General features: G+C 67.2%; 19 protein-coding genes. 1 reads left to right on the forward strand and 18 read right to left on the reverse strand.

The window, feature by feature from the left end; all coding sequences use genetic code 11:
• Nucleotides 1–36 precede the first annotated feature (36 nt).
• From trmD to CEY11_RS03100, 14 genes are all read right to left on the reverse strand, one after another.
• Nucleotides 37–810, reverse strand: a complete 774-nt coding sequence (gene trmD, locus CEY11_RS03030; RefSeq protein ID WP_088601870.1) for a tRNA (guanosine(37)-N1)-methyltransferase TrmD — start codon at nucleotides 808–810, stop codon at nucleotides 37–39.
• 49 nt (nucleotides 811–859) lie between these two features.
• A complete protein-coding gene (rimM, locus tag CEY11_RS03035) occupies nucleotides 860–1,483 on the reverse strand; it encodes a ribosome maturation factor RimM (RefSeq protein ID WP_088601871.1) in 624 nt (207 codons plus the stop codon).
• A gap of 79 nt (nucleotides 1,484–1,562) precedes the next feature.
• A complete protein-coding gene (gene rpsP / locus CEY11_RS03040; RefSeq protein WP_088601872.1) occupies nucleotides 1,563–1,817 on the reverse strand; it encodes a 30S ribosomal protein S16 in 255 nt (84 codons plus the stop codon).
• 177 nt (nucleotides 1,818–1,994) lie between these two features.
• Nucleotides 1,995–2,252 (reverse strand): sulfurtransferase TusA family protein, encoded by a 258-nt coding sequence (locus CEY11_RS03045; protein WP_088601873.1) that lies wholly within the window; start codon nucleotides 2,250–2,252, stop codon nucleotides 1,995–1,997.
• 86 nt (nucleotides 2,253–2,338) lie between these two features.
• Nucleotides 2,339–4,957, reverse strand: a complete 2,619-nt coding sequence (gene alaS, locus CEY11_RS03050; RefSeq protein ID WP_088601874.1) for an alanine--tRNA ligase — start codon at nucleotides 4,955–4,957, stop codon at nucleotides 2,339–2,341.
• Between the two features lie 369 nt (nucleotides 4,958–5,326).
• Nucleotides 5,327–6,481, reverse strand: a complete 1,155-nt coding sequence (locus CEY11_RS03055; protein WP_143322666.1) for a hypothetical protein — start codon at nucleotides 6,479–6,481, stop codon at nucleotides 5,327–5,329.
• Nucleotides 6,478–7,143: a type 4 pilus major pilin gene (locus CEY11_RS03060; protein WP_269845246.1), complete on the reverse strand. Its 666-nt coding sequence runs from the start codon at nucleotides 7,141–7,143 to the stop codon at nucleotides 6,478–6,480. The genes CEY11_RS03055 and CEY11_RS03060 overlap by 4 nt, the downstream gene beginning before the upstream one ends.
• A 65-nt stretch (nucleotides 7,144–7,208) precedes the next feature.
• Nucleotides 7,209–8,339, reverse strand: a complete 1,131-nt coding sequence (locus CEY11_RS03065; RefSeq protein WP_088601876.1) for a general secretion pathway protein — start codon at nucleotides 8,337–8,339, stop codon at nucleotides 7,209–7,211.
• Entirely contained in the window at nucleotides 8,336–10,153 is a 1,818-nt protein-coding gene (locus tag CEY11_RS03070) for a GspE/PulE family protein (protein WP_088601877.1), read from the reverse strand. Before CEY11_RS03070 ends, CEY11_RS03065 begins: the two co-directional genes overlap by 4 nt.
• 1 nt (nucleotide 10,154) lies before the next feature.
• Nucleotides 10,155–10,652: a hypothetical protein gene (locus CEY11_RS03075; protein WP_088601878.1), complete on the reverse strand. Its 498-nt coding sequence runs from the start codon at nucleotides 10,650–10,652 to the stop codon at nucleotides 10,155–10,157.
• Nucleotides 10,606–12,105 carry a type 4b pilus protein PilO2 gene (locus CEY11_RS03080; protein WP_143322668.1) on the reverse strand — a complete coding sequence of 500 codons (1,500 nt, stop codon included), beginning with the start codon at nucleotides 12,103–12,105 and terminating at the stop codon, nucleotides 10,606–10,608. The genes CEY11_RS03075 and CEY11_RS03080 overlap by 47 nt, the downstream gene beginning before the upstream one ends.
• Nucleotides 12,106–12,115: 10 nt before the next feature.
• Nucleotides 12,116–13,732 (reverse strand): hypothetical protein, encoded by a 1,617-nt coding sequence (locus CEY11_RS03085; RefSeq protein ID WP_198958819.1) that lies wholly within the window; start codon nucleotides 13,730–13,732, stop codon nucleotides 12,116–12,118.
• Nucleotides 13,729–14,916 carry a TcpQ domain-containing protein gene (locus CEY11_RS25635; protein WP_233154694.1) on the reverse strand — a complete coding sequence of 396 codons (1,188 nt, stop codon included), beginning with the start codon at nucleotides 14,914–14,916 and terminating at the stop codon, nucleotides 13,729–13,731. Before CEY11_RS25635 ends, CEY11_RS03085 begins: the two co-directional genes overlap by 4 nt.
• Nucleotides 14,917–15,179: 263 nt before the next feature.
• A complete protein-coding gene (locus CEY11_RS03100; RefSeq protein WP_088601880.1) occupies nucleotides 15,180–16,316 on the reverse strand; it encodes a cupin domain-containing protein in 1,137 nt (378 codons plus the stop codon).
• A 286-nt stretch (nucleotides 16,317–16,602) separates the two neighbouring features.
• On the opposite strand from CEY11_RS03100, the gene CEY11_RS03105 reads away from it, so the two are divergent.
• Nucleotides 16,603–17,091 (forward strand): MarR family winged helix-turn-helix transcriptional regulator, encoded by a 489-nt coding sequence (locus CEY11_RS03105; RefSeq protein WP_088601881.1) that lies wholly within the window; start codon nucleotides 16,603–16,605, stop codon nucleotides 17,089–17,091.
• 179 nt (nucleotides 17,092–17,270) lie between these two features.
• Here the strand turns inward: CEY11_RS03105 and CEY11_RS03110 are convergent, their stop codons facing one another.
• The 4 genes from CEY11_RS03110 to parC all read right to left on the reverse strand — a co-directional run bounded on the left by CEY11_RS03110 (nucleotide 17,271) and on the right by parC (nucleotide 23,610).
• Nucleotides 17,271–18,650: an extracellular solute-binding protein gene (locus CEY11_RS03110; RefSeq protein ID WP_088601882.1), complete on the reverse strand. Its 1,380-nt coding sequence runs from the start codon at nucleotides 18,648–18,650 to the stop codon at nucleotides 17,271–17,273.
• A gap of 8 nt (nucleotides 18,651–18,658) precedes the next feature.
• The gene (locus tag CEY11_RS03115; RefSeq protein WP_088601883.1) at nucleotides 18,659–19,912 is read right to left on the reverse strand and encodes a D-amino acid dehydrogenase; all 1,254 of its coding nucleotides are present in this window, start codon (nucleotides 19,910–19,912) and stop codon (nucleotides 18,659–18,661) included.
• A 162-nt stretch (nucleotides 19,913–20,074) separates the two neighbouring features.
• Entirely contained in the window at nucleotides 20,075–21,109 is a 1,035-nt protein-coding gene (locus tag CEY11_RS03120) for a CDP-6-deoxy-delta-3,4-glucoseen reductase (protein WP_088601884.1), read from the reverse strand.
• 179 nt (nucleotides 21,110–21,288) lie between these two features.
• Complete coding sequence (gene parC, locus CEY11_RS03125; RefSeq protein WP_088601885.1) at nucleotides 21,289–23,610, reverse strand: DNA topoisomerase IV subunit A; 2,322 nt, start codon at nucleotides 23,608–23,610, stop codon at nucleotides 21,289–21,291.
• Nucleotides 23,611–23,655: the final 45 nt, after the last annotated feature.

Here is a 23,655-nt window from a genome sequence, read left to right on the forward strand (position 1 = left end):
GGTTTCCGACCAGGCGATTGGTTTGGGTCGGCCTGATCAGAACCTGGATGAAGCTTGCGGCATGTCTGCAAGCTGAGCGAGAAAACGCTCGTCCTCGCGCGACAGCAAGCCTTGCGACCGGGCCTGCGCGACCAGATCGGGACGGCGGCTCAGGGTCAGCCGCAGCGACTGCCGGCGACGCCACAGGGCGATATGGGCGTGATGGCCGGACAGCAGCTCCGGCGGCACCGCCTCGCCCTCGTAGACCTCGGGGCGCGTGTAATGCGGGCTGTCCAGCAGGCCGCTGAGAGCGAGGTTGAAAGAGTCTTGCACCGCCGACTCGGCGTCGTGCAGCGCTCCGGGCAGCAGGCGCACCGCCGCGTCGATAATGGCCAGCGCGGGAATCTCGCCGCCCGACAGCACGAAATCGCCCATCGACACCTCTTCGGTGACGCAGCGGTCGATGAAGCGCTGATCCACGCCTTCGTAGCGCCCGCAAACCAGGGTGGCGCCGCCCTCTTGCAACAGACGCTGCGCCATGGCCTGGTCGAAGCGCCTGCCGGTCGGGCTCATCAGCATGACCGCCCCTTGCGCGCCGCGCTGCGCCTGGGCGTCGTGCACGGCCTGCTCCAGCGGGCCGGCCATCATCACCATGCCCGGGCCGCCGCCATACGGACGGTCGTCCACGGTACGGTGCACGTCCCGCGCATAGGCGCGCGGGTTCCACAGCACCAGTTCCCATAGGCCCTGCTTGTGCGCACGGCCGGTAATGCCCAGGTCGCGCACCGTGTGGAACATATCGGGAAACAGCGTCACGATGTCGAAGCGCATGGCATAGCCCTGAGGGGCAGATAGAAAAACAATGAAGCGCGGCCGGGGCTTAGAAATCCAGCGGCCAGTCGCTGTCGATGCGCCGGGAGGCCAAGTCGACGGCCCGGATGTGCGCCGCCACGAAGGGCACCAGCACTTCCTTGGGGCGCCCCTTGGCGTCGAGCAGCGGCACCGGCGTATCTTGCGCATCCAGCCCGGCGCACGCCACGCGCAGCACGGCATGAGCGCCATTGTCGGCGACGTCCTGCACCAGGCCTATCAAGGCATTGCTGCCGTCTTCGGCGGCGCCGTACAGCCTGCAGCCGATCAAATCGACCCAGTAGTATTCGTCGGTTTCGGGCGCCGGGAATTCGCTGCGCGGCACCCACACCGTGTAGCCCTTGTAGGACTCGGCCGCGCCACGATCGGGCGACAAATCCAGCTGGGCGACCACGGCGGCACCCTGCGTGCGGCTGGCCTGCACGCGCGCGCGGCGCGCATACGGCAAAGCGCCCGCACCCCCATGGACGGGAACGGGCGCTTTCAGCCACCAGCAGCCGGTACCGAGCAGCACATCGGCCTGTGCCGAGTGCGGCTGAACCTTGACCCAGCCGCGTATGCCGTACGCCGCAACGATACGCCCGAGCTCTACCAGGTCGGGCGGCGCAGCGGCGGCATCAGTTTCATCAGGCATGAGCCACGACACTAAGCGCCATGGGCCACGCACTGCAAGGCGCCGCGGCTTATATACCGGCAGGCGCTGCGGGCCATGCTCAGGCAGCGGCCTTGGCGGAGAATTCCTTCACCAGGCGAGCCACGGCCGGCGACACTTGCGCGCCCTGGCCGGCCCAGTATTCGACGCGATCCAGCGCCAGACGCAGGTTTTCCTGGCCTTCGCCGCCGACGGGGTTGTAGAAACCCACGCGCTCGATGAAGCGGCCATCGCGACGGTTACGCGAATCGGCTGCCACGACATTGTAAAACGGACGCTTCTTCGAGCCGCCACGGGCAAGACGAATCACAACCATGGGTAATCCTTTGAAAATTATGCGAAAAACGTAAGATTCTAGCACTTCGAGGCTAGATCGGCAAACATTCGGCCGGCATAAAAAAATGCACAGCGCGAAAACACAACAATCGAATGCGACATCGCGCCTGCGCGATAAACCGCAGCGGCGCGCTTGGCGCTCGACTGCATGCCCGTATCAGCGGCGCGCCAGGAAATGCACCGAGGCATCCCCGGATTCGATCTGGCGCAGCAGCGGGTTTCCGGTCTGCCTGGAAAAGGCCTGGAAATCGCGCACTGCGTGAGGGTCGGTAGTGATCACCTTGAGCACCTGGCCGCTGCTCAATTGCGCCAAGGCCTTCTTGGCGCGCAGGATGGGCAAGGGGCATTTCAGGCCCGAAGCATCCACCTCGAGATCGGCGACGGGCGGAGAACTGGTATCGGTAGTGTCGTTCATGATTACAGCCCTGCTATGCCAGGCCGCCCAGGCAACCGGCAAGCTTCAGGGGCAAAGCACATAGTCGGAGCGAACGCCTTTGCACGTCAGGCCAGGCGTTCGCGCACCCAGGGTTCGACGCCCGACATCGCCGCGGGCAGCGCGGCCACATCGGTGCCGCCGCCCATGGCCATGTCCGGCCGGCCGCCGCCCTTGCCTCCCAGATGCGCGGCGACGCTGCCCACCAGCTCACCGGCCTTGATCTTGGAGACCAGGTCGGCGGTCACGCCCGCCACCAGGCTGATTTTGCCTTCGGCCTCGGTGGCCAGCAGGATCACGCCGGATTTCACGCGGCCCTTCAGGTCGTCGACGATGCCGCGCAAGGCCTTGGGATCAGTCCCCTTCAATTGCGCCACCAGCAGCCTGGCCCCGCCCAGCTCTATGGCCTGGTCGAGCAGGTCGGAACTGGCCTGCGATGCCAGCTTGTGCTTGGCTTGTTCCAGGTCATGCTCGGCCGCCTTGAGCTGCCCTTGCAGCTGGCCGATGCGCTCGGTGAGTTCGGCCGGCTGCGACTTCAGCATGCCGGCGGCGCGCTGCAGGGTGGCGGCAGTCTGCTGCGCCCAGGCCAGGGCATTGTCGCCGGTGATGGCTTCGACGCGGCGCACGCCCGCGGCCACGCCGCCCTCGGAAAGAATCTTGAACAGGCCGATGTCGCCGCTGCGCTGCACGTGCGTGCCACCACACAGTTCGCGCGAGAAGCCGATGTCCAGCACGCGCACCGTGTCGCCGTATTTCTCGCCGAACAGCGCCATGGCGCCGCCCTTGACCGCGTCGTCGTAGGCCATGACCTGCGTCACGACCGGTTCGTTCTTCAGCACCTCGGCATTGACGATGCGCTCGACCTCGGCGACCTGCTCGGCCGACATAGGCGCGTCGTGGGCGAAGTCGAAGCGGGTCTTGTCGGCATCGACCAGCGAGCCGCGCTGCTGCACATGGCCGCCCAGCACCTGGCGCAGGGCCTTGTGCATGAGGTGCGTGGCCGAGTGATTGCGCATGGTGCGCGCGCGGCGCCGGCCGTCGACCTGCGCCTCGAGCGCGTCGCCCACGGACAAAGTGCCGCTGGCCAGCCGGCCGTGATGGCCGAACACCCCGCTTTGGATCTTCTGCGTGTCGGACACGTCGAAATGCGCGTCCGCGCCCTGCAGCACGCCGGTATCGCCCACCTGGCCGCCCGATTCCGCATAAAACGGCGTGGCATCCAGCACCACCACCGCCTGCTGGCCGGCCTGCACCGAATCGACCGCCGTGCCATCCACGTACAGGGCCGTAACCGTACCGCGGCCGCTAAGATGTTCATAGCCGTCGAAGCGGGTCTGGGCGCCGTGGTAGCTGAGGCCTTCGGCGGCCTTGAACTTGCCCGCGGCGCGCGCCTGGTCGCGCTGGCGCGTCATGGCCTGCTCGAAGCCTTCGAGGTCGACTTCGACCTCGCGCTCGCGGCAGATGTCGGCGGTCAGGTCGACCGGGAAGCCGTAGGTGTCGTACAGGGTGAACAGCGTATGGCCGTCCAGCGTGCCCTGCGCGGGAACGTCGGCCAGCGCGGCGTCGAGGATGCGCATGCCGTTTTCCAGGGTTTCACTGAAGCGCTCTTCTTCCTGGCGCAGCACCTGCTCGACGCGTTCCTGCTTGGCGGCCAGCTCGGGATAAGCCTGGCCCATCTGCTCCACCAGGTCGCCCACCAGCTTGTGGAAGAACGGCTGGGTCTGCCCCAGCTTGTAGCCATGGCGCAGCGCGCGGCGCACAATGCGGCGCAACACATAACCGCGCCCCTCGTTGCTGGGAATGACCCCGTCGACCACCAGGAAGCTGCAGGCGCGGATGTGATCGGCGATCACCTTGAGCGAATTGTTCTGCAGGTCGGTCGTGCCGGTTTCGCGCGCCGCCGCCTTGATGAGCGCCTGGAACAGATCGATCTCGTAATTGGAGTGCACGTGCTGCAGCACCGCGGCGATGCGCTCCAGGCCCATGCCCGTGTCGACACAGGGTTTGGGCAGGCTGGGCATATTGCCCTCGGCATCGCGCTCGAACTGCATGAACACCAGGTTCCAGATCTCGATGTAGCGGTCGCCGTCTTCCTCGGGCGAGCCCGGCGGGCCGCCCCAGATCTCGGGGCCGTGGTCGTAGAAGATTTCCGAACACGGGCCGCAGGGGCCGGTGTCGGCCATCTGCCAGAAGTTGTCGGACGCATAGCGCGCGCCCTTGTTGTCGCCGATGCGCACGATGCGTTCGGCCGGCACGCCGATTTCCTTGGCCCAAATGTCGTAGGCCTCGTCGTCTTCCTGATAGACCGTGACCCACAACTTTTCGGCCGGCAGCATGTACACCGTGGTCAGCAGCTCCCAAGCATTGCGTATGGCCTCGCGCTTGAAATAATCGCCGAAGCTGAAATTGCCCAGCATCTCGAAGAAAGTGTGGTGGCGCGCGGTGTAGCCGACATTTTCCAGATCGTTGTGCTTGCCGCCGGCGCGCACGCAGCGCTGCGACGTGGTGGCCCGCTTGTAGGGGCGCGTCTCCTTGCCAGTGAACACATCCTTGAATTGCACCATGCCCGCGTTGGTGAACAGCAGGGTCGGGTCGTTGGCCGGCACCAGCGGCGAGGACGGCACGATCTGGTGGCCCTTGGACTCGAAGAACGATAGGAATTTCTGGCGGATTTCGGAGGTTTTCATTAACAGAAAAACGCTGACTTGATGGGTAATCGTCGATTATAGAGGGTGCGACAAAAAAAAAGCCAAAACAACGCCGCCAACAACACGGCGGCCCGTCCCATACCCCCGACACCCAATATCCCACACCCCATACACATTCTGCCCGTCCATACCCCACTCCGCCCGTCTACGAAACGAGCGGAGAGAATGGGGTGCCTCCCGGAGGTGAGTGGGTTATCGAACCGCAGGGAGGTACCCCGTTCTAGGCCGCGTCTAAAAAAACCCGACCGCCGACGAACCAAGACCACCTGCCCGACATGCGGCTTCGCTACCCTGGCCCCGACACTTTGGCCTCGGCACCCTGGCCCGGGCTCCCGGGCCTTCGATACCCTATTCCACGCATAGGTAACCCGTAGTACGGCCGCTGGGCGCAGGCTGGTTGCCGCTGTCGGAGACCTGCACCATGGCGAAACCACCCGGACAAGAACAGGCATCCGTCATGGGATTGGCAGTCGACACCCCATTGGAATTGCGGCAGCCATACAAGGTATTGAGCGAAAAACCGCCGCCCGAGCCGCCTATGCGATGCCAGGAACCCGAACGGCACACCAGCAGGCCGCCATAGTATTCGCGCGCCACCGCGCCCGCCTGGCTACAAACAGTATCGGCGCTTTCCTGCGCCTCGATAGTCAAATAGTCGCGCACCCGCAGCGAGCCGCGCGTCTCGAGATTGCCGGCCACACTGGCCTGCCCCTGGAAATCGGGGTCGCGCGCATCCCCCACCCGCAGATAAGCCAGATGCGCCAGATTGGCGGCGGTCACCGCCATGGCCAGCGTGCCCGCCGGCAGGGGCTGCATATCGGCTGCCGGCGGATTGTCATAGCCGAAGGCCGAACCCAGGATCTGCCCGGCATTGCGAGCCTGCACCGCGCCGCCCCAGCCCTGCGCCCCCAGCAGCCAATGCGCCAGCATATGCTCGTCCACCCCGCCACGGCGCAGCAGCGGACGGTCGCTGTAGACCAAAGCCTCGATGCGGCAGTCGCCGGCGTCGGGACACGCTGTGCCGCTGCGCAATATGCGCAGCGATACCGGCATGCCCAGCGGCCCAAGCTCGGGAAAGCCCCGTGACAACAGCCCGTCGGCCCGCAATTCGGCCAGCCGCGGCGCCGCCCAATCGACATAGCCCCGATCGGCCAGCGCCGCCGGGTCAGTGGCGCTGGCCAACGTGCCGTCGTAACGCTCTATATAAGCCTGCGCCGCCTGGCGCACCGTCAGCATCCAGCCCGCCAGGCTTTGGGCGGCCGCCGCGTCCAGCGCCAGGGCCAGCGCGTGCGTGCCCCACACGGCCAACAATAGCGCCAGCACGGCGGCCAGCATCAGCTCCAGCAACACATAGCCGCGCTGGCGCCATGCATGCGGCTTGCATGGCGTGGCCCGCGCGCGCGCCCCGCGCGACCGGGGCACACCGCGCTGCCCCGGCGCATCGAAGCCGCGCGACGATGGCCGCCGCCCGGGCAGCATGGGCGGCGTTGAACGCCTCGTCATCCCGCCACGAACACAAAGGTATTGACGTCTCCCTTGGCGCAGTGCGATTGCGCCGCCATCGCGCTGTAGGCCACGGTGTCGTCCTTGATCGTCACCGCGGCCTGCCCGCCCGCGGCAATGCTCATGTCTTCCGAGACACGCTGCATCACCGAAGCGATGCCCGGGCAGGCGGCATGGTTGACATTGGTCAGAGTCAGGGAAAAAGCGGCGCCCGCCTCGACCGGTTCGACCGTGACCTCGCCGTCGCTGCCCAGACCGTGCATCACCTTGACGTTGGCATCGGCACCGCTGATCGACAGCACGCCCGAATCACGCAGCAGGCTGGCGAGGTTCGAGGTCTGTATGGACTCGTACGGCAAGGCGGTGCCGGGCGCGGCGTTGACCCGGGCCTGCGCGATGAAGCGCGCCAGCTCTTCGCCCACCCGCGGCACCTTGTTCTCTACCACATAGCTGCCTATGGCCGGTATGCCGATAATGGCCAGTAACAGCACGATGGCGGTGACGATGGAAACCTCGACCAATGAGAAGCCGCGCTGGCCGCGGTAGCCGTGTCTCGCAACCCGGCCATGGCCGCAGCCGCGGCGGCGCGCAACACCAGTGTCCGTTGCGCCGGCGGCGCTGCCGCGGGCCTGCGGCCGCATGAAAATATCGTTGATGGACATGAGCAGTCTCCTTGGGGTTGTGTGCCCGGACAGATCCGGGCGGCGGGTGAACAGTCGGCCTCTCGCTACTGGCTTGCGTAGAAGAACGTCAGGGATCGGCGCAGCTCGTCGATGACCGCGTAGTGCCACAGGCCCAGCCCCAGCAGGCCGGCCACGCAGGCCAGCAGCAGCGACCAGCGCAGCACCGCCGCCTGGCGCGCCACTGAAACCAGAATGCGCGACATCAGGCGTTCGCGGGCGGCGAGCAGGCCCTGCTCCAGTCCGCGCGCCAACGCCATATCGGCCAGAAACCAGTACAGCTCGCGATCCAGCAGGCCCGTGTCCAATGTGGCGGCGCCGGTCACGCCGGCGTCGATGCGGCCCAGCATGGCGTCGATGTGCCACGCGGCCCACGGCCCGGCGCAAGCCTTTTGCATGTCGAGCGCCGCGGCAAGACGCATCGATCCGGCTCCCGGCCGCTCGAGAATGGCGCCCAGCACCGCCAGAAACCGGACGGCGTGGAAATGCCGATAGAGGCGCCACGGCCCATGGCGATCCAGCGCCATGCGCAGCCTGCCGGTAAGATTCGGCAGAGACCACAACACCAGGCCCAGCGAGCCCGCCAGCCCCGCCGCCACAGCCGGCCAATACACCAGCACCCACGCCGAGAATTCGAACAAGCGCCGGGTCAGCACGCCCAGATATTCATCGGGCACGGCCAGGAAAGTCTGGCGCAGGCGCGGCGCGGTATAGGCCGGCACCGCCAGCACCAGGCCCGCCAGCAACAGCACGGCGACGAACGCCGGCCAAAGCGCGGCAACCAGAAGCTCGCGGGCGCGGCCCACCAGGCGCGCCACCTGGCCCAGATCCTGCAAGGTGCGCGCCAAAGTCTCGTTGCCTTGCGACTGGGCCGCAGCGATCAAGCCCAGTTCCAGGGCCGGCAGGCTGCCCGTCCATGTATGCAGCAGGCTGCCGCCGCTGTCCTGATAAGCCTGCGCCCAGCGCCGCGCAAGGCGGCCGCGCAACGTTGCGCCGCCGTAGCGCGCAGCGTCGGCGAGAAAAATACCGTGTAGAGTGCGCCGCCCCAGCTCGCCGTACATGAGCGCCGCCAGATATTCGTAATAGTCGGCGCGCCGGTTGCCGAACAGCAGGCCATCGCAGACAATGGCCAGGCGCAAAGCCGCGGCGCGCAAACTTCCGGTGGCGGGCGCGGTCATGCCACCACCCTCAAGCCCGTGTCCTCGCGCAGACTCAACAGCTGCTCGCGAATTTCGAAAGACTGGAAGCGGGCCTCGATCTCGCGCGGATCGATCTGCCCGTCCATGGCCTTGCGCATGGCGTTGTCCATGGCGCTGCGCCAGGCGGCATCGCCTGCGCCCTGCGCGCCATGGCGCCCGCCATGGCGTCGCAACAGGCCGGCATCCGGCGCCGCCGTGCCGCGGCGCACATACTCCAGGAAGCCCGGCACCAGCTCGGGCTCGAGATATTCGGCCGCCACGGTGCGGCCATCGCAGCCACTGAGTTCCGGCACCTGGCGGTTGCGGCAGCGTGGGCAGCCCTGCGGGTTGCGTATGCGCAGCGCGGCCGGGTCACAGTCGTACAGGCGCCGTAGACGCTCCAGCCAAGGGCGCCAGGCGGCACCGTCGCGCTGCCGGCCATCCAGCCCCGGCGCACCGGCCAGCAAGCGGCTCGCCGGCCAGGCGCAATGCGGACACAGCCGCGGCAGCAAGGCCTGATACACCACCAGCTTGAGTATGCCCGGCGTGGCCAGGAAGTCGCGCGGGATACCGACGGCCTCCGAGGCCAGGCGCTCGCAGGCCAGCCACGCCGAGGGCGCATGCACGGTGGTGTACAGGCTCACGCCGGAGCCCGCGAGATCCACGAAGGCGCGGCCGGACTCGGGATCGCGGATCTCGCCCAGCAGCACATCGTTCATCGCCGCACGCTTCAGCGCCCTGAGCTTGGCGGCGTACATGCCTTCGCCCGCCTGCTTGCCGGTATCGCGGGCCACAGTGTTCTGTATGGCGCCGGGAATCAGGTATTCGACCGGGTCTTCGATGGTGATGATCTTGCGATGCGGGGGGATGTTCGACACCAGGCATGCCAGCGTCGTGGATTTGCCCGAGCCAACCGTACCGGCGAAAACGATGGTGCCGCCTTCGCAACACATGGCGCGCTCCATGGCGGCTACCTGCCCGGGCAGGTAGCCGAGGCGCTCCAGGCCATGCCGCGATGCGAGACTGTCGCGCTCCAGCAGGCGCAAGCAGACGCTGGGGCCTTGGTCGGCCGCCAGCGATGCCCAGCGCAGCACCACGGGGCGGCCGTCGACGTGGCGGCACAAGCGCCCCTGCTGTTCGACCTGCGGATCGAACACCACGCCATTGCCTCCCTGGATATCCATCCACGCCACGGCCAGCATGTCGGCCAGGGTGCGCGTGGGCAGGCGGCGAAAACGCTCGGGTTCGACATAGCGTCCGGCGATGGTGAACCTGACCTCGGATTCCGCACGGCTCCAATGCACGTTCAGGTGGATGTCGCTGGCGCGATGGCGCACGCCCCACTCGACGATTTCCTGGAAGACGCTGGCCAGGGCGGTACGAGCCCGTTCGGAACCCGCCCCGCTCTCGCGCAGCCCCGCCTGGCGCGGCTCGACTTTATCCGGCGCGTGCGCACGCGGATCGAACTGGCCACGCGCCACCGACAGCAGCAAGGACGCGTCCAAGGCATAGCGCTGCGGTGTCGCCAATGTATAGCCCTGCGCCCGGACGCGCCGGGCCAGCTCATCGGCCAGATCGCTGCCTACATGCTCGGGCAAGGCAAAGATCGCCACGCAGCCATCGTCGAGCTGGGCCGGACACATGCGGCCGGCCAGAGCCTCGACCCGCAGCTCGGCGGCCACGGATCGCAAGCCTCCGGCCACGGCACGGCGCAAAGCCTCGGGGTCGCGCACACCGAGCGCGCTGGAGGCATCGAAACGCAAAGCCGGCGCGGGCGGCCCGGATGAAATCAAGCGCCTGGATCGCGCAAACATCTCAGCCTCCCGCCCACTGCGATGGATGCAGGCACAGCGTGTGCGCCTCGCCGCGGCGTTCCAGATGCACGCAAGAGCCCGTGATGCCGTGCAGGCGATACACCCGCGGCCCGGCCTTCTCCCCCAGGGGCAGTGCCTGGCCGCGCAGGTATACCTGTGGACGCGCCCCGACCCGCACCTCGGCCAGCAGTTTCTTGCCTACGCCATAAATGGCAATCAGCTTCAGCGCTTCCCCGCCCGGCCCCGCGCTGGCGGACACCATATCGGGATAGCGATGATTGCGCGCACGGGCCCGCGCCAGCTCCAGCGCTTCGCGGGTCTCGAGATGCATCAATTCACGCACCGACATCTGTTCGGCCGCCAGCAGGCCATCATCGATCTGGTACCTGGGTGCCGCGGCATGCGGCGACGCTCCCTCCTTCGGCAGGTCTTGGTGCGTGGCACGCGGCCGATCATGCGGCGGGCTCGTCGGCGCTTCGGCCGGCTCTTGCGCCGGCATCCCCGGCACCGCTCGCGCCTGCGGCGCCTGGCGGCGATCCAGCGCGTCCGCCGGCCGTGGCAGCCCCGCCAGGGCCGCCACCGCCAGCAGCGTCCCGGGAACGCGGCGCCACGCCGCCCATCGGATTCCCGGGCAAAGACCGTGCTTCTTCGTTGGGATACTGGATTTCATACAAATCTCCAATCATCGACAAATGCAGGCCGCTGCTTTTCAGGCCAGGCCGCGCAGCCTCGCGTACGGACAGCGCAACCTTGCGCCAGGCCATGGCCTGCGTATGGGGCAGCAACAGGCCGGCGGAACGCAACGGGGCGCGAACTTCCACCGGACGCAACACATAGGCCGGCAAACCCGCCGGCCTGCGCAGCGGCCGCCCCCGGGCATCGTGCGGCGCCGTCACCTGCAGCCCACGGCTCTTGCCCAGCTGCAGGCTGGCAAACGCGGGCAGAACGGCCTGCAGCGCGCTGAGCAGGTGGCGTTCGTTGTAGGCCGGGCTATGCAGCGCGTGCTCGTGCAGCGGCAGCGCCGCATGAGCCACACGCCAGTCGGCACGGGCCTGCTCCATGGACGGAAAGCCCAGGCGCCAATGCCGCGGCGCGGCGGCCAGCAGCCCGGCATTGCTGGCCTGCGGGTCGCGCCGCTCGTAGCGTGCCGTGCACTGCCAGGCGCCGGGCCGCGCCTCGCATGCGGCCTGCGACAAGCGCCACCCCGCCAGGCTGACGGGCAAGGCATACAGCACCGCCAATACCGCCTGGGTGCCGCGCACCCCATGCAGCACGTGCTTGCGCTGCACCTTGCGCAGCGCGGCTCGCCACGCCTGCACGGCGTCGATGCCGGCCCCCGCCTGCGCCGGCCTGGGCGGACGCAGCGCCTGCCAGGCGCGCGGCAGCAGCATGGCCAGCAGCGCCACCAGCAGCAGCCATTGCGCAGGGCGCGGCAACAGGCGCCGCCAGTGTGCCGCCACCGCCACCAGGCGCGTCTGCAAGGTGCTGGCCGCCTCTATCTGCGCCAGATCCGGCGCTGTGTAGCCTGCGGCGCCGGGCAGCACCACCAGGCGGGGATAGGCCTGTCTCAGTTCGTCCATGGCAGCCGCGGCGTGTTCGCACGACTCGAACAGCCTGTCGGTGCGCATCACTACCGCGCCGTCATGCACAGCCACCAGCCAATGGCGCCCGGGCGCAAGCTCCAGCAGCAGCGCAAACGTGCCGGCGCCGAACAGCAGCGCCAGATTCTGGGCGGCCGAATGAATCGGCCGCGGCTCTTCCGCGGCTCGCATCCGCAGCCGCGCCATGCCGGCCGCAGCGGCGCCATCGCCCGCCACCACCACATGCGTCGCCCTGGCGCGCCGCGCCCTGCGATGCGCCTCGCGCACGGCCCGGCCGGGAATCAGCGGCTGCCACTCCAGGCCGAAGGCCAGGGACGAAGTCGCGCCGGGAAGTATCAGTACGCTGTCCAAGAGCCGCCCCTCAATAGCCTTCTTCGACCTGCGCGGTGATCAGCACCACCGTCGTCAGGCGCTGGCTGGAAGCGCGGTCACTGCCGCCCAGCAACATGGGCAGGCCCGGGTTGAGCCTGCGGGCTTCGGTTTGATCCTGCTTGCGGTCGAACCCCGACACCAGCAGCGGCTGGCCGGGCAGCAGCATCAGCTGCTGCACCGTACCGTTGCCGTCTATGGTGATCTGCTGCAGCTGCAGCGGGTTGCTCCTGTCGCCGAAAGTGACGGACTTCAGCGGCTGCGCCACGGTGTTGTCATAGGCCAGCGACAACAGAATGCGCCCGTCGTCCTGCGCGTCGGGAACCAGGGTAAGCAGCGAGCCCACCGTGACATCCTTCTGGCTGACCGACACGGAAGGCAGCGCCATGCCGGCCTCGCTGCCCAGCGCCGTGGTCTGCACCCGGTCTATGTAGGAAAACGTGGTTCTGACCGCATGCGTGACAGGACGGCGGTTCAAGGTCAGGACGGGCACGCTGCTGCGGCGCAGTACCTTGCCGGCCTGCCCCAAGGCCTTGATGATGGCTTCCGACCCCTTGAACGAGCCGGTATTCAGGCCCACCGCCAGGCTGCCGCCATCGACCAGGCCCTGGCCCGGCACGGCCAGGGCCGCCGCGGCGCTGGCGCTGGAAAAAACCAGATTCCAATCCAGGCCCGCCTGCGCCTCGTCCTGCAGCGCCAGGGTGATTTCCTCGAAGACCAGGCGCACCCGCCGCGTCAGCGCACGGTTCTCATGATCGAGATACAAGGCAATGCGGCGCAAGACCTCGAGCGTGTCGGTTACCACTACCGAGGCGCTGGCGCCCGGCTCGGCGACCACCGTGCCGGCGCGCGACAGGAAAGGCTCCAGGCGAGCCCGCACCACCGCCAGCAGATCCTGCTTGCCGCCCGAGAGGCTGGTGCGCGAAGTGCTGGCGAAGCCTTCCGTGTCGGCACTGCCGCTCAGGCCCAGCGAGGCTTCGGCGCGCGCATCCAGGGTCAGCGCGCGCACGTTGAAGACGCGGGTTTCGGTACGGTAGAACTCGATGCGGCCCTGCGCATAGCGCCACGCGACCCCCAGCTGCGCGGCAATGCGGTCGAGTATCTGCGTCAGCGGCTGCCGCCCGCCGGCAAGCACAATACGCTGCGGAGCAGCCTGCGCCTCGCCGCCGGTGCCGCCGGCCAGCCGGGGCGCGAAGCGCTGTGCGGGCAGCAGGCATTCGGGGCTGACATGCACGGGGATGGATGTGGCCGCGGTAATGCGCTGCGCCATGGCGGGCAGATCCTGGGCGGCTTCGGCGAACAGCAAGGTGGTATTGACATTGGCGCGCAGCGCCAACGGCAGGCTCAGTTCGCGCGCCAGCGGCCGCGGCCGGCCGGCCAGCCAGGGCCGCGCCACCTCTTGCGCACGGCGGCGTGCAGACGGGTCGCGCAGCCCGCGCGCGAATGTATCGTGGCGCGCCTGCAGCGTCGTCTGTGCCTCGGCCGACTCCTGGCCCAGGCGCCGCATTTTATCGGCCAGGGTGCAGGAGCCCAGCAGCGCACAAACCGCCGCCCAAGCCAGGCAGCGCAATACGCCGAAGCCGGTGCTCGGGCTCGGGCTCGAAGTCATGACACCCTCGCCGGATCGACGCTGCGGTCGCAGGCCTGCGCATAAGGTACGATGCGCAGCACCTTGTTGGAATAAAAGCATGGTTGCAGCGGCTTTTCGGACAGCTCGGTGGCGGCGACCAGGTCTTGCACCGAGCGCTTAAAGCCCGAGTCGAAGCGGGCCGACCCGGTGATGGGTATGTCGGCATCCACCGCCCAGTGCTCGGCTTCGAAAGTCCAGCCCGCCGCGCGCGCCCAACGCGACAAGGCCAGCCTGAGGTTGCCGTCTCGCGGCCCGACCTCGTAGCTGGGGGCGATGGGGCTGGCCAGGGCCACCGGCGCCGGCCTCGCGGCCGGCCCGGGCAGCGGCTTGGGCAGCGGCTTGGCATGCGTACTGTCTACGATCGCTGAAGAAGCACCGGCGAGCGCCGCAAGCTTGGGCTTGGCAGAAGCCGTTGCCGCCAGAACAGGGGCTCCTGCAGTAGTGGCCATCGCGGCAGGTACCGCCACGACCGAACCAGTAGTCGCTGCTGCGGCTCCGCGTCTTACCATCGATGCGCCGGGCCGCCCGCTGTCGGCAGCCGGCGGCGCTACGGCAGGCTCAGTGCGGGAAGCGGTCGGCGCCAGTGCTGCCGCAGCCCCGCCGCGGGAACCGGCAGCCGCCGATGTTGCGGAAGACCCAGTGCCTGAACCCGTCGGCACCGGTGTCGCGGAAAACCCAGTGCCTGAACCCGTCGGCGCCGGTGTCGCGGAAAACCCAGTACCTGAACCCGCCAGCGCCAGTGTTGCGGCCGGGCCGCCCGCAGCGGCCCGCGCCGACGCTGCCGTGGAAGCGCCGCCATCGGTGCGCTCGACCACGCTGCGCAGGGCGCCGCCGCGCAGCACCAACCTGGGCCAGACACCGTCGAGCACCACATAGGGGCCCACTCGCCGATAGTCGAGAGGCAGATCGCCCTGCCGCCCGCTGCGGAATATGGCCGGAAGCGCCTGCTGCGGCGCAAACTGCAGCCAGGTCTGGCGCCCGTCGTCGAAGACCTGCAGCGGCGCCACGGCGCGGTCGCCCGACAGGCGCCAGCGGAAGTCGTATTGCTGCTCGGCCGCCGCAAGCGTCGGCCCCGAATGACCCGGCAGCCAGCCCCAGTCGGGCATCGAGGAGCACGAACACAGCAGGCCGGCAAGACCGGCGGCAAGCAGGATTCTGGACATGGCCGCACCCGGGAAAAGCCACGCAACATCGCGTGGCCCCATCTTGCCGAGGCCCGAACAGCGGCGCCATGCCGAAATCTACGCAAGGACGCTTTTGTCGGATGCGCGGCGGGCCGCGCCGCGATGCGCCGCAAGGCCTGCCCAGGCCCTGCACCCTTGGCGTAGGGATCCCTCGACGCAGGCTTGCCCATCGGACGAAAAAGCCCCGGCGGCCGATATTGGCCGCCGGGGCTTATACCGAGCCCCCTGAAGGCAAGAAAACCTCAAGCCTGGGCGTCCACCTGGCTGCGGTAGGTGTGCACGGCTTCGTAGATCGGCGTATCGCTGAAGCGGAACAGATCCAGCGAGGCCTGGCCGGCGTCGCATTGCGCGCTGAACGCCTGCCACGAAGGCACGACGAACATATCGCCGCGGCGCACCGCCCACTGCTTGTCGCCCACGGTGACAGTGCCCTGGCCATCGAATACCTGGAACACCGATGAGCCGACCTCTTTCTTGGCCAGCGTCCGGGCGCCCGAGCCCACACGGTGCATTTCGCAGCGTATGGTGGAAAGCACGTCGCGTCCGTTGGTGGGGTTGGCGTAGCGCACCGCTGCGTGGCCGGGGCTGAGGGTGGCCGGGTAGCCTTCGCGTTCGAGCGCAAGCTGTTCGTTCAAGGCGCGGTCGGTATCGACCCAGCGATAAGCCAGCAAGGGGGTCGTGTGCTGCGCTTGCGTCTGGGCCAGGGGCAGCAGGCCGGGATGCGCCCACAGGCGTTCCGAGCGGGAATACTCGGGAGTACCGGTTTCCTGCGCGTCGAGCCGATCGCGCCCATGCTCGAAGAACTGCGATTCCGTATAGTACGAAAAGGGTATGTCGAGCCCATCTATCCAGGCCATGGGTTCGCTGGCCGCATTGCGGTGCGCATGCCAATTCCAGCCGCCTTGCGGCAGGAAGTCGCCGCGCGACATGCGTACCGAATCGCCGTTGACGATGGTCCACACCCCCTCGCCTTCTACGACGAAGCGGAAGGCATGCTGCGTGTGGCGGTGTTCGGGCGCGTCTTCGCCGGGCATCAGGTACTGGATCGCCGCCCACAAAGTGGGCGTGGCAAAGGGACGGCCGCCCAGGGCCGGATTGGCCAGCGCGATGGCCCGCCGCTCGCCGCCGCGGCCCACGGGCACGATGCGGCCGGCCTCTGCGGCCAGCTTCACGAGATTTTCCCAGCGCCAGAGGTGCGCGGCCGCCTTGCTGTTGGGCTGCGCGGGCATCAAATCGCCGATTTGCGTCCACAGAGGAACCAGCATTTCCTGCTCGAAGCCGCGATACAGATGTTCCAGGGCCGGGGTGGGTTCAGGCTGCCCCGGCGCCGCGACGGCGCTCAAGCGGACGGGAGTGGGTATGGCTTCCGAGATAGTCATGGCAGTTTCGCAAAAAAGACAAAAGAGGCGGCAGCAAAGGATCGCGATACCACCGCAGATGAGCCGCAATATTAATAAGTGTACTTATAATAAGTATAGTTTTATTATTGAGCCAAAATACTAGGGCAAACCCCAATAGATTAGGATTGAGGCCGCAAGATCAACGTACAAGCCGCGAGACACGCGCAGCGGGACGCGGCAACCGTGGCTTGCCCGGAACGAGCGACGGCAATTCCGACGTTCAATATTAAAAGTCCGAAATCCATCAGGTCATGCAGAGGAAACGATGAGCCACCTTCCCATAGATCTCGAAAATTATCCCGGGTATCACATACGCCGGCTGCAACAGATCGCGGTGGCGGTATTTCTGGAAGAAACCGAGGAATGGGGAGTCACGCCCGTACAATACGGCGCCCTTTCGGCCGTGTCCCGCAATCCCGACATAGGGCAACGGACGCTGGCGCGCCTGATCGGACTGGACACGTCCACAATCGGCAGCGTCGTCGACAGGCTGGAAGCCCGGGAATTGATGGCGCGCAAAAGCAGCCCGACAGACCGGCGAACCTGGCTGCTCAGCGTCACGCCCCAAGGCCGCAAGCTATTGAAAAATGCCGAGCCCTGCGTCCTGCGCGCGCAGCAACGCATGCTCGATCCTCTGCCGCAGGACAAGCGCCAGCTATTCATGGAAATGCTGGCATTCCTGACCACGGAAAATGACAAGCTGGCGCGTTCGCCCAGTGCGACGCCCACAGCGCGGCCCAGGAAAAAGGCATAGGAAAAAGCCGGCCGCCCAAATGGGAGTCAGCCGGCTTTCGATGTCATTCCAATTCCAGATCAAGCATGCACGTTGTCAACTCGGCATGCCGTGCCAGGCGCACAGTCGACTTTCGATGCTCGATACCGCCCGGCGGCAGCGGCGTGGCCGATGCCACTGCCGCCGCGGCAGGCGAGCGCCTAGCGCTTGCTTGCCAGCCGGTTGGCCTCGGTGCCGGCCGAGCCCAGCGCGGTGACGGCCGGATCCTGGCCATTGAGCGCGCGCTCTAGATGAGAGCGGAACATGGCCTTGATCTGCGGATAATTGGCCACCTTGAAGCCGCGCTCGGTGCTGGTGGGCTTCTTGGCGTATTCATCCACCAGCGACTGCCAGCTGCCCAGGTTCTTGTAATAGCTGGACGGCGTAGCCTCGTAGGCCTGGGCGGTTACCGGCAGGAAGCCGGTGTTCTGATACCAAGTGGCACCATTGTCCGGCTGGGCCAGCCAGCCCAGCAGTTCCGCGGTGGCCTTGTTCTCGGCCGCCGGATGCTTGTCGATGGCCCACAGGGCCGAGCCGGCCACGAAGGCATCGCCCGGATGCTGGGTGGCCTCCGGGTAATACGGCAGCCCCGAAACACCGAAGTCCAGCCCGCGCGCATCGCGGAACTGGCCGATATTGCTGGAACTGGACGTCAGCACCGCGCATTCGCGATCGGCAAAGCGCTGGGTCGGATTGCCCCTGGACAGGGGTTTTACCATCAGCTCGTTGCGCGCCCAGGTGACCATCATGGACAAGTGGCGGATATACAGCAGATCCAGCGGGAAGCGCGGCGCGCCGGCCGAGGATTCGATCTTCACCTTCTTGCCGTGGACATAATGGTAGCGGGCCTTGGTCGAGGCCTTGACGGCCAGGCCGTTGTCGTCGGTCAGGTACAGCTGGTTATTGACGGCGGCCAGGTTCTCGAGGTTGATCGAGACGGGCTGGTCGGTGATATATGGGCACTTGCGCGAGCCGTGATTGGCCAGTTGCACGAGCTGCCCCTGCAGGCCTATCCAGGTACGTTGCGGCGTGGCCGGGCTCAGCCCGGCGGTCTTGAAGGCGCCGACGTTGTAGTACATGACCGGAATATCGACCATGTACGGGAACGCGAGCAGGCGGCCGCGGCTGTCGCGCATGAACGCGTGCTCGGGCGCCAGGAACCACTTGGCGTTTTTGATGGGGTACTTGGCCAGCAGCTGGTACAGGGGCAGGATGTAGCTGCGCTGGGCCAGCTCGTCCGGAGCGTGATTGTCGTCGAGCTGCACCAGGTTGGGCGAGCTCTTGCCGTGCGCGGTGACGGCCAGCGCGGATTCCAGCGCCTCGTTGTTGTCGTAGGACTTGAGCGCCACATGCACCGCGTCCTGCTTGCGGTTGAACTGGCCGACCAGCTTCTCGAACACCTGCCGGTTGTGGGGATTGAGGCTATACCAAACTTCGATGTTGGTGGCCGCATTGGCGCCGGCGGCGCAGGACAAAGCGGCGGTGCCCAGCACAGCCGCGGCCAGGCGGGCTGCCGTGCCGGAAAACAGGTATGTCTTCATAGAGTTGTTCAACCCAGGAAAGGAAACTCGGGCTCGGGACGCCTGCCCGATATCAGGTCGGCCAGGGCACGCCCCGAGCCCACGCCCATGGTCCATCCGAGCGTGCCGTGCCCGGTGTTCAGATAGAGGTTGGAAATGCGTGTTCTGCCTACGAGCGGGACGTTGGAAGGGGTGGTCGGACGCAGGCCCGACCAGAACCGAACATTATCAAAATCGAGTGCGCTTGGAAACAGGCGGCGAGCCAGTGTAACCATATTATCGCAACGGATTGTATTCAGGGCGCGCCCATAGCCAGAGAGTTCGGCCGTGCCGGCCATGCGTATTTGGTTACCGATGCGGGAATAGACCATTTTATGCTCGCTGTCGGTCAGGCTGACCGTGGGCGCCGCGCCGTGATCCAGGATGTCGAAAGTGGCGGAATAGCCCTTGGCCGGATACACACTGCAGGCCACGCCCAGGGGCGCGACCAGCTGCGGGGTGTAACTGCCCAGCGCCGCCACGAACGCGTCGGCCTCCAGGCTGCGGTAGAGGCCTTGCGGGTCGATCAGCTCCACCGCGCGGATCCGCCCTTTTTCGGCCAGCAGGCGGGTGGCCCGGGTCGAGAACAGGAACTCCACGCCCTGTTGCATGGCGCGGCGCGCCAGTTCGGTCGTGAACAGATAGACGTCGCCCGTCTCGTCCTCGGAGGTGTAGTCGCCGCCGACGATATGTTCGCGCGACCCGGCCAGGGCGGGTTCGATGCGCAGTATTTCGTCGGCGCTGACGATGCGGCGGTCGACCCCGAAATCGCGCATCAGGTCGGCGGCCTGCTGCGAGGCCTCGAACAGCCGCGGATCGCGGTAGAAGTTCAGGATGCCGCATTCCAGGTGCTTGTAGTCGATGTCCAGGTCGGCGCGCATGGCCTGCAGGGTACGGCGGCTGTATTCGGACAGCCGCACCATGGCCCGTATGTTCGGCGCCAGGCGCGCCGGCAGGCACTCGCGCAGGAAGGCCAGCCCCCAGCGCCATTGGCGCCAGTCGAGCTGCGGCCGGAACACCAGCGGCGCGTCTTTCTGGAACAGCCACTTCAGCACTTTGAGCGGCGCGTGCGGATTGGCCCAGGGCTCGGCGAAGGACACCGCGATCTGGCAGCCGTTGGCGCGGCTGGTTTCCTGTGCCGGCCCGGCCTGGCGGTCGACCACCACCACTTCATGGCCCGCCTGGCGCAGCCACCAGGCCGTGGCCGTACCGATAATGCCGCTGCCCAATACCGCTACTTTCATACGTGCCCCCAGCGCCCGCCGATCGGGCGCGCGCGTCGGTGTGAGTAACGAAGCCCCTGCGCCAAGCAAGCGCCGCAACCGCCCACCCGGCGCAACACGGCGGCCAGCCGGCTGCGGCCTCGCGGCGGCGCAGGGCGCCACGCAGTTTTCATCGCGGCAAGCTTAAACCAGATCGGCCTGGGACGTGAACGCGTCGGCGTAGAATTCTTCCGCCGGCAGGCCATTGAGGTGGGTGAAGTCCTTGCGCGCGCTGTCGACCATGATGGGCGCGCCGCAGGCATAGACCTGGTAGCCGGACAGATCCGGGATGTCCTGCAGCACGGCCTGGTGCACGAAGCCGGCACGGCCGTTCCAGCCGTCCTCGGGCTGCGCGTCGGAGATCACCGGCACATAGCGGAAGCCCGGCAGCGTGCGCGCCCATTCCTCGGCCCTGGCATGCATGTACAGGTCGGCGGGCCGGCGCCCGCCCCAGTACAGCACCGCCGGACGCTTGACATCCTGCTGCGCCATGCGTTCGATGATGGCCTTGATGGGCGCGAAACCCGTGCCGCTGGCCAGGAACACGATGGGCTTGTCGCTGTCCTCGCGCAGGAAGAAGGAGCCGAAAGGCCCTTCCACGCGCTGGATCTCGCGCAGCTTCATCTGCGTGGCGCCGGCGCCGAACACATGGTCGGTGAAAGCCCCGCCGGGCATGTGGCGGATGTGCAGTTCGACGCGGTTGTTTTCCGACGGCGGCGAAGCCATGGAATAGCTGCGCCGGCGGCCATCCTTGAGTATGAATTCCAGGTACTGGCCGGCGTAGTAGCGGAACGGGTCGGCCGAGGGCAGCTGCAGCTGCACGATCATGACGTCGGCGGCGGCCTTGTCCAGCTCCATGACGCGCGAAGGCATCTTGCGTATCTGGATATCGCTGGCCATGCGGATCTCGTGCGCCTCGATGACCAGATCCGTGGTGGGCCGGGCCTGACAGAACAAGGTATAGCCGGCCTCGAGGTCTTCGGGCGGCAGGATCTGGGCGGGATGCGGGCCTGCTTCGTAGCTGCCCTGCACCACGCGGCCCCTGCAGGTGGCACACGCGCCGTTGTGGCAGCTGTAGGGCAGGACGATGCCTGCCGCCAGGGCGGCATCGAGCACGGTCTGGCCGGGCTCGACGGTGAACTCATGCTGACTGGGTTGAACGGTGACCTTGAAGCTCATGGGATTTTAGCAACCAAAAGTAGTGCAATCGGATAGGGATCTGGAGCCCGGCTGCCGCCGCGGCAGGAACCGCGGCGAGCCTCATGCGGAGCCGCCGTCGAAGCCCGCGGGCGACACGCGAACCAAACATGCGGATCTGGCGCATTGTATGCCCTGCGCCGCCCGGTGCATGCCCATGGCTACTCAGTGGCCTGGGTATCGGGCGGCACCAGCACCGGCTGCTTGACCTTGACGGCCAGCAAGCGGCCCTTGCGCGCACGCTTGCCGATATAGTCGGCAAGCTCGTCCAGCCCCAGCACCACCACCGTCTGGCGCGCTCGATAGACGCCGCGCGCGCCCAGGCCGCCGGATCCCACCGCCAGCCATTGCGCCAGCGCGTCGGCGGCGTCCAGGCCCATGAGTATGGTGCCGCGCCCGCCTCCGGACAATTGCTTGACCTCGGCAAAGTCCACCAGCAGCAGCTTGCCCTTCTTGCTGTACAGCGCCAGGTACCGGTCGTCCGGGCCGATGGCCAGGGGCCGCAGCAGGGTCTCGCCCTTGGCCAGGGTAACGAACTGCTTGCCGGCACGCTGGCGCGTCGCCATGTCGCCCAGCCTGGTGGCGAAGCCGTAGCCGGCGCTAGTGGCCAGCATGTAGCGGTCGGCATCCGGCCCCGCGATCATGTGCACGATGCGCGCGCCGGGTTCCGTATCGACCATGGCGGTAACCGGCTGGCCGTCGCCGCGCGCCGAGGGCAGGCCGGCCACCGGCACGGTGTACACGCGGCCGCTGGAAGACAGGGCGATCAGGTTGTCGACGCTGCGGCATTCCAGGGCGCCGTACAGCGCGTCGCCGGCCTTGAACGAGAACTGGGCGGGATCGTGCCCATGGCCCTGGCGCGAGCGCAGCCAGCCCTTCTGCGACACGATCACCGTCACCGGCTCGTCGACCACGCGGGTTTCCATCACCGCGCGCTCGGCCGTCTCGATCAGGGTGCGGCGCTCGTCGCCGTATTGCTTGGCGTCGGCCTCGATCTCCTTGATCATCAGGCGCTTGAGCGCGGCGGGGCTGTCCAGCAGTTCCTGCAGCCGGCCGCGCTCTTCTTCTTTCTCGGCCAACTCTTTCTCGATGCGGATGCCCTCGAGCCTGGCCAGCTGGCGCAGGCGCATTTCCAGGATGTCCTCGGCCTGGCGCTCGCTCAAGTCGAAGCGCTGCATCAGCGCGGCGCGCGGCTCGTCGGACTCGCGTATGGTCTGGATGACCTCGTCGACGTTCAGGTACACCACCATGCGCCCCTGCAGCACATGGATGCGGTCTATGACCTTGTCGAGCCGGTAGCGGGTGCGGCGCGTAACCGTATTGGTGCGGAATTCCAGCCACTGCTCGAGCACCTGGCGCAGCCCGCGCTGGCCGGGCCGGCCGTCGTTGCCTATGCACACCAGGTTGATGGAAACGCTGGATTCCATGCTGGTCTGGGTCAGCAGCATGTTGACGAACTCGTCGCGGTCGACCTTGCTGGTCTTGGGCTCGAACACCAGCCGCACCGCCGCCTGCTTGCCCGATTCGTCGCGCACCGCGTCCAGCAGCGCCAGCACCAGTGCCTTGGTCTGCTGCTGCTCGACGCTCAGGCTTTTCTTGCCCGCCTTCACCTTGGGGTTGCTGAGGTCTTCGATCTCTTCCAGGATCTTCTGCGCCGAAGTGCCGGGCGGCAGTTCGTCGACCACCAGCTGCCACTGGCCGCGCGCCAGTTCCTCGAACTGCCAGCGCGCCCGCGCCTTGATCGAGCCGCGGCCGCTGGCGTAGATCTGCGCGATGTCCTCGGGCGCCGAAATGATCTGGCCGCCGCCGGCGAAATCCGGGCCGGGCACCAGCGCGTACAGATCATCGTCGCTCAGCCTGGGGGTCTTCAGCAAGGCCACGCAGGCCTGCGCCACCTCGCGCAGATTGTGCGAAGGGATCTCGGTGGCCATGCCCACGGCGATGCCCGAGGCGCCGTTGAGCAGCATCACCGGCAAGCGGGCCGGCAGCAGCACCGGCTCGCTCTGGCTGCCGTCGTAGTTGGGGGCGAAGTCGACCGTGCCCTCGTTCAGTTCGTCGAGCAGCACGCGCGCGAACTGCGTCAGGCGCGCCTCGGTATAGCGCATGGCGGCAGCGTTGTCGCCGTCGCGCGAGCCGAAATTGCCGTGGCCGTCGACCAGCGGATAGCGCAGGGTGAAGTCCTGCGCCATGCGCACCATGGCGTCGTAGGCTGCCTGGTCGCCATGCGGGTGGTACTTGCCCAGCACGTCGCCCACCACGCGCGCCGACTTGACCGGCTTGGAGCCGGGGCCCAGCCCCATGTCCTGCATGGCGTACAGGATGCGGCGCTGCACCGGTTTCTGGCCGTCGGCGATCTCGGGCAGCGCGCGGCCGCGCACCACCGAGATGGCGTAGTCGAGATAGGCCTGCTCGGCATAATTGGCGAGCAGTATGTGTTCCCCGTTATGGCCCTGATCAAACAGGCCTGCTTGTGTACTGTCCATATGTCTTTTTTCTATCGCTATCTGCTATCTGCTTCCGCAGCTGTC

The organism is Candidimonas nitroreducens, assembly GCF_002209565.1.
In the GTDB taxonomy this organism is placed as follows: domain Bacteria; phylum Pseudomonadota; class Gammaproteobacteria; order Burkholderiales; family Burkholderiaceae_B; genus Candidimonas; species Candidimonas nitroreducens.

Bases quoted from the DNA above. Each gene is read 5' to 3' on its own strand.
- trmD (WP_088601870.1), bottom strand. From the start codon at position 810: ATGCGCTTCGACATCGTGACGCTGTTTCCCGATATGTTCCACACGGTG.
- rimM (WP_088601871.1), bottom strand. From the start codon at position 1,483: ATGCCTGATGAAACTGATGCCGCCGCTGCGCCGCCCGACCTGGTAGAG.
- rpsP (WP_088601872.1), bottom strand. From the start codon at position 1,817: ATGGTTGTGATTCGTCTTGCCCGTGGCGGCTCGAAGAAGCGTCCGTTT.
- CEY11_RS03045 (WP_088601873.1), bottom strand. From the start codon at position 2,252: ATGAACGACACTACCGATACCAGTTCTCCGCCCGTCGCCGATCTCGAG.
- alaS (WP_088601874.1), bottom strand. From the start codon at position 4,957: ATGAAAACCTCCGAAATCCGCCAGAAATTCCTATCGTTCTTCGAGTCC.
- CEY11_RS03055 (WP_143322666.1), bottom strand. From the start codon at position 6,481: ATGACGAGGCGTTCAACGCCGCCCATGCTGCCCGGGCGGCGGCCATCG.
- CEY11_RS03060 (WP_269845246.1), bottom strand. From the start codon at position 7,143: ATGTCCATCAACGATATTTTCATGCGGCCGCAGGCCCGCGGCAGCGCC.
- CEY11_RS03065 (WP_088601876.1), bottom strand. From the start codon at position 8,339: ATGACCGCGCCCGCCACCGGAAGTTTGCGCGCCGCGGCTTTGCGCCTG.
- CEY11_RS03070 (WP_088601877.1), bottom strand. From the start codon at position 10,153: ATGTTTGCGCGATCCAGGCGCTTGATTTCATCCGGGCCGCCCGCGCCG.
- CEY11_RS03075 (WP_088601878.1), bottom strand. From the start codon at position 10,652: ATGCCGGCGCAAGAGCCGGCCGAAGCGCCGACGAGCCCGCCGCATGAT.
- CEY11_RS03085 (WP_198958819.1), bottom strand. From the start codon at position 13,732: ATGACTTCGAGCCCGAGCCCGAGCACCGGCTTCGGCGTATTGCGCTGC.
- CEY11_RS25635 (WP_233154694.1), bottom strand. From the start codon at position 14,916: ATGTCCAGAATCCTGCTTGCCGCCGGTCTTGCCGGCCTGCTGTGTTCG.
- CEY11_RS03100 (WP_088601880.1), bottom strand. From the start codon at position 16,316: ATGACTATCTCGGAAGCCATACCCACTCCCGTCCGCTTGAGCGCCGTC.
- CEY11_RS03105 (WP_088601881.1), top strand. From the start codon at position 16,603: ATGAGCCACCTTCCCATAGATCTCGAAAATTATCCCGGGTATCACATA.
- CEY11_RS03110 (WP_088601882.1), bottom strand. From the start codon at position 18,650: ATGAAGACATACCTGTTTTCCGGCACGGCAGCCCGCCTGGCCGCGGCT.
- CEY11_RS03115 (WP_088601883.1), bottom strand. From the start codon at position 19,912: ATGAAAGTAGCGGTATTGGGCAGCGGCATTATCGGTACGGCCACGGCC.
- CEY11_RS03120 (WP_088601884.1), bottom strand. From the start codon at position 21,109: ATGAGCTTCAAGGTCACCGTTCAACCCAGTCAGCATGAGTTCACCGTC.
- parC (WP_088601885.1), bottom strand. From the start codon at position 23,610: ATGGACAGTACACAAGCAGGCCTGTTTGATCAGGGCCATAACGGGGAA.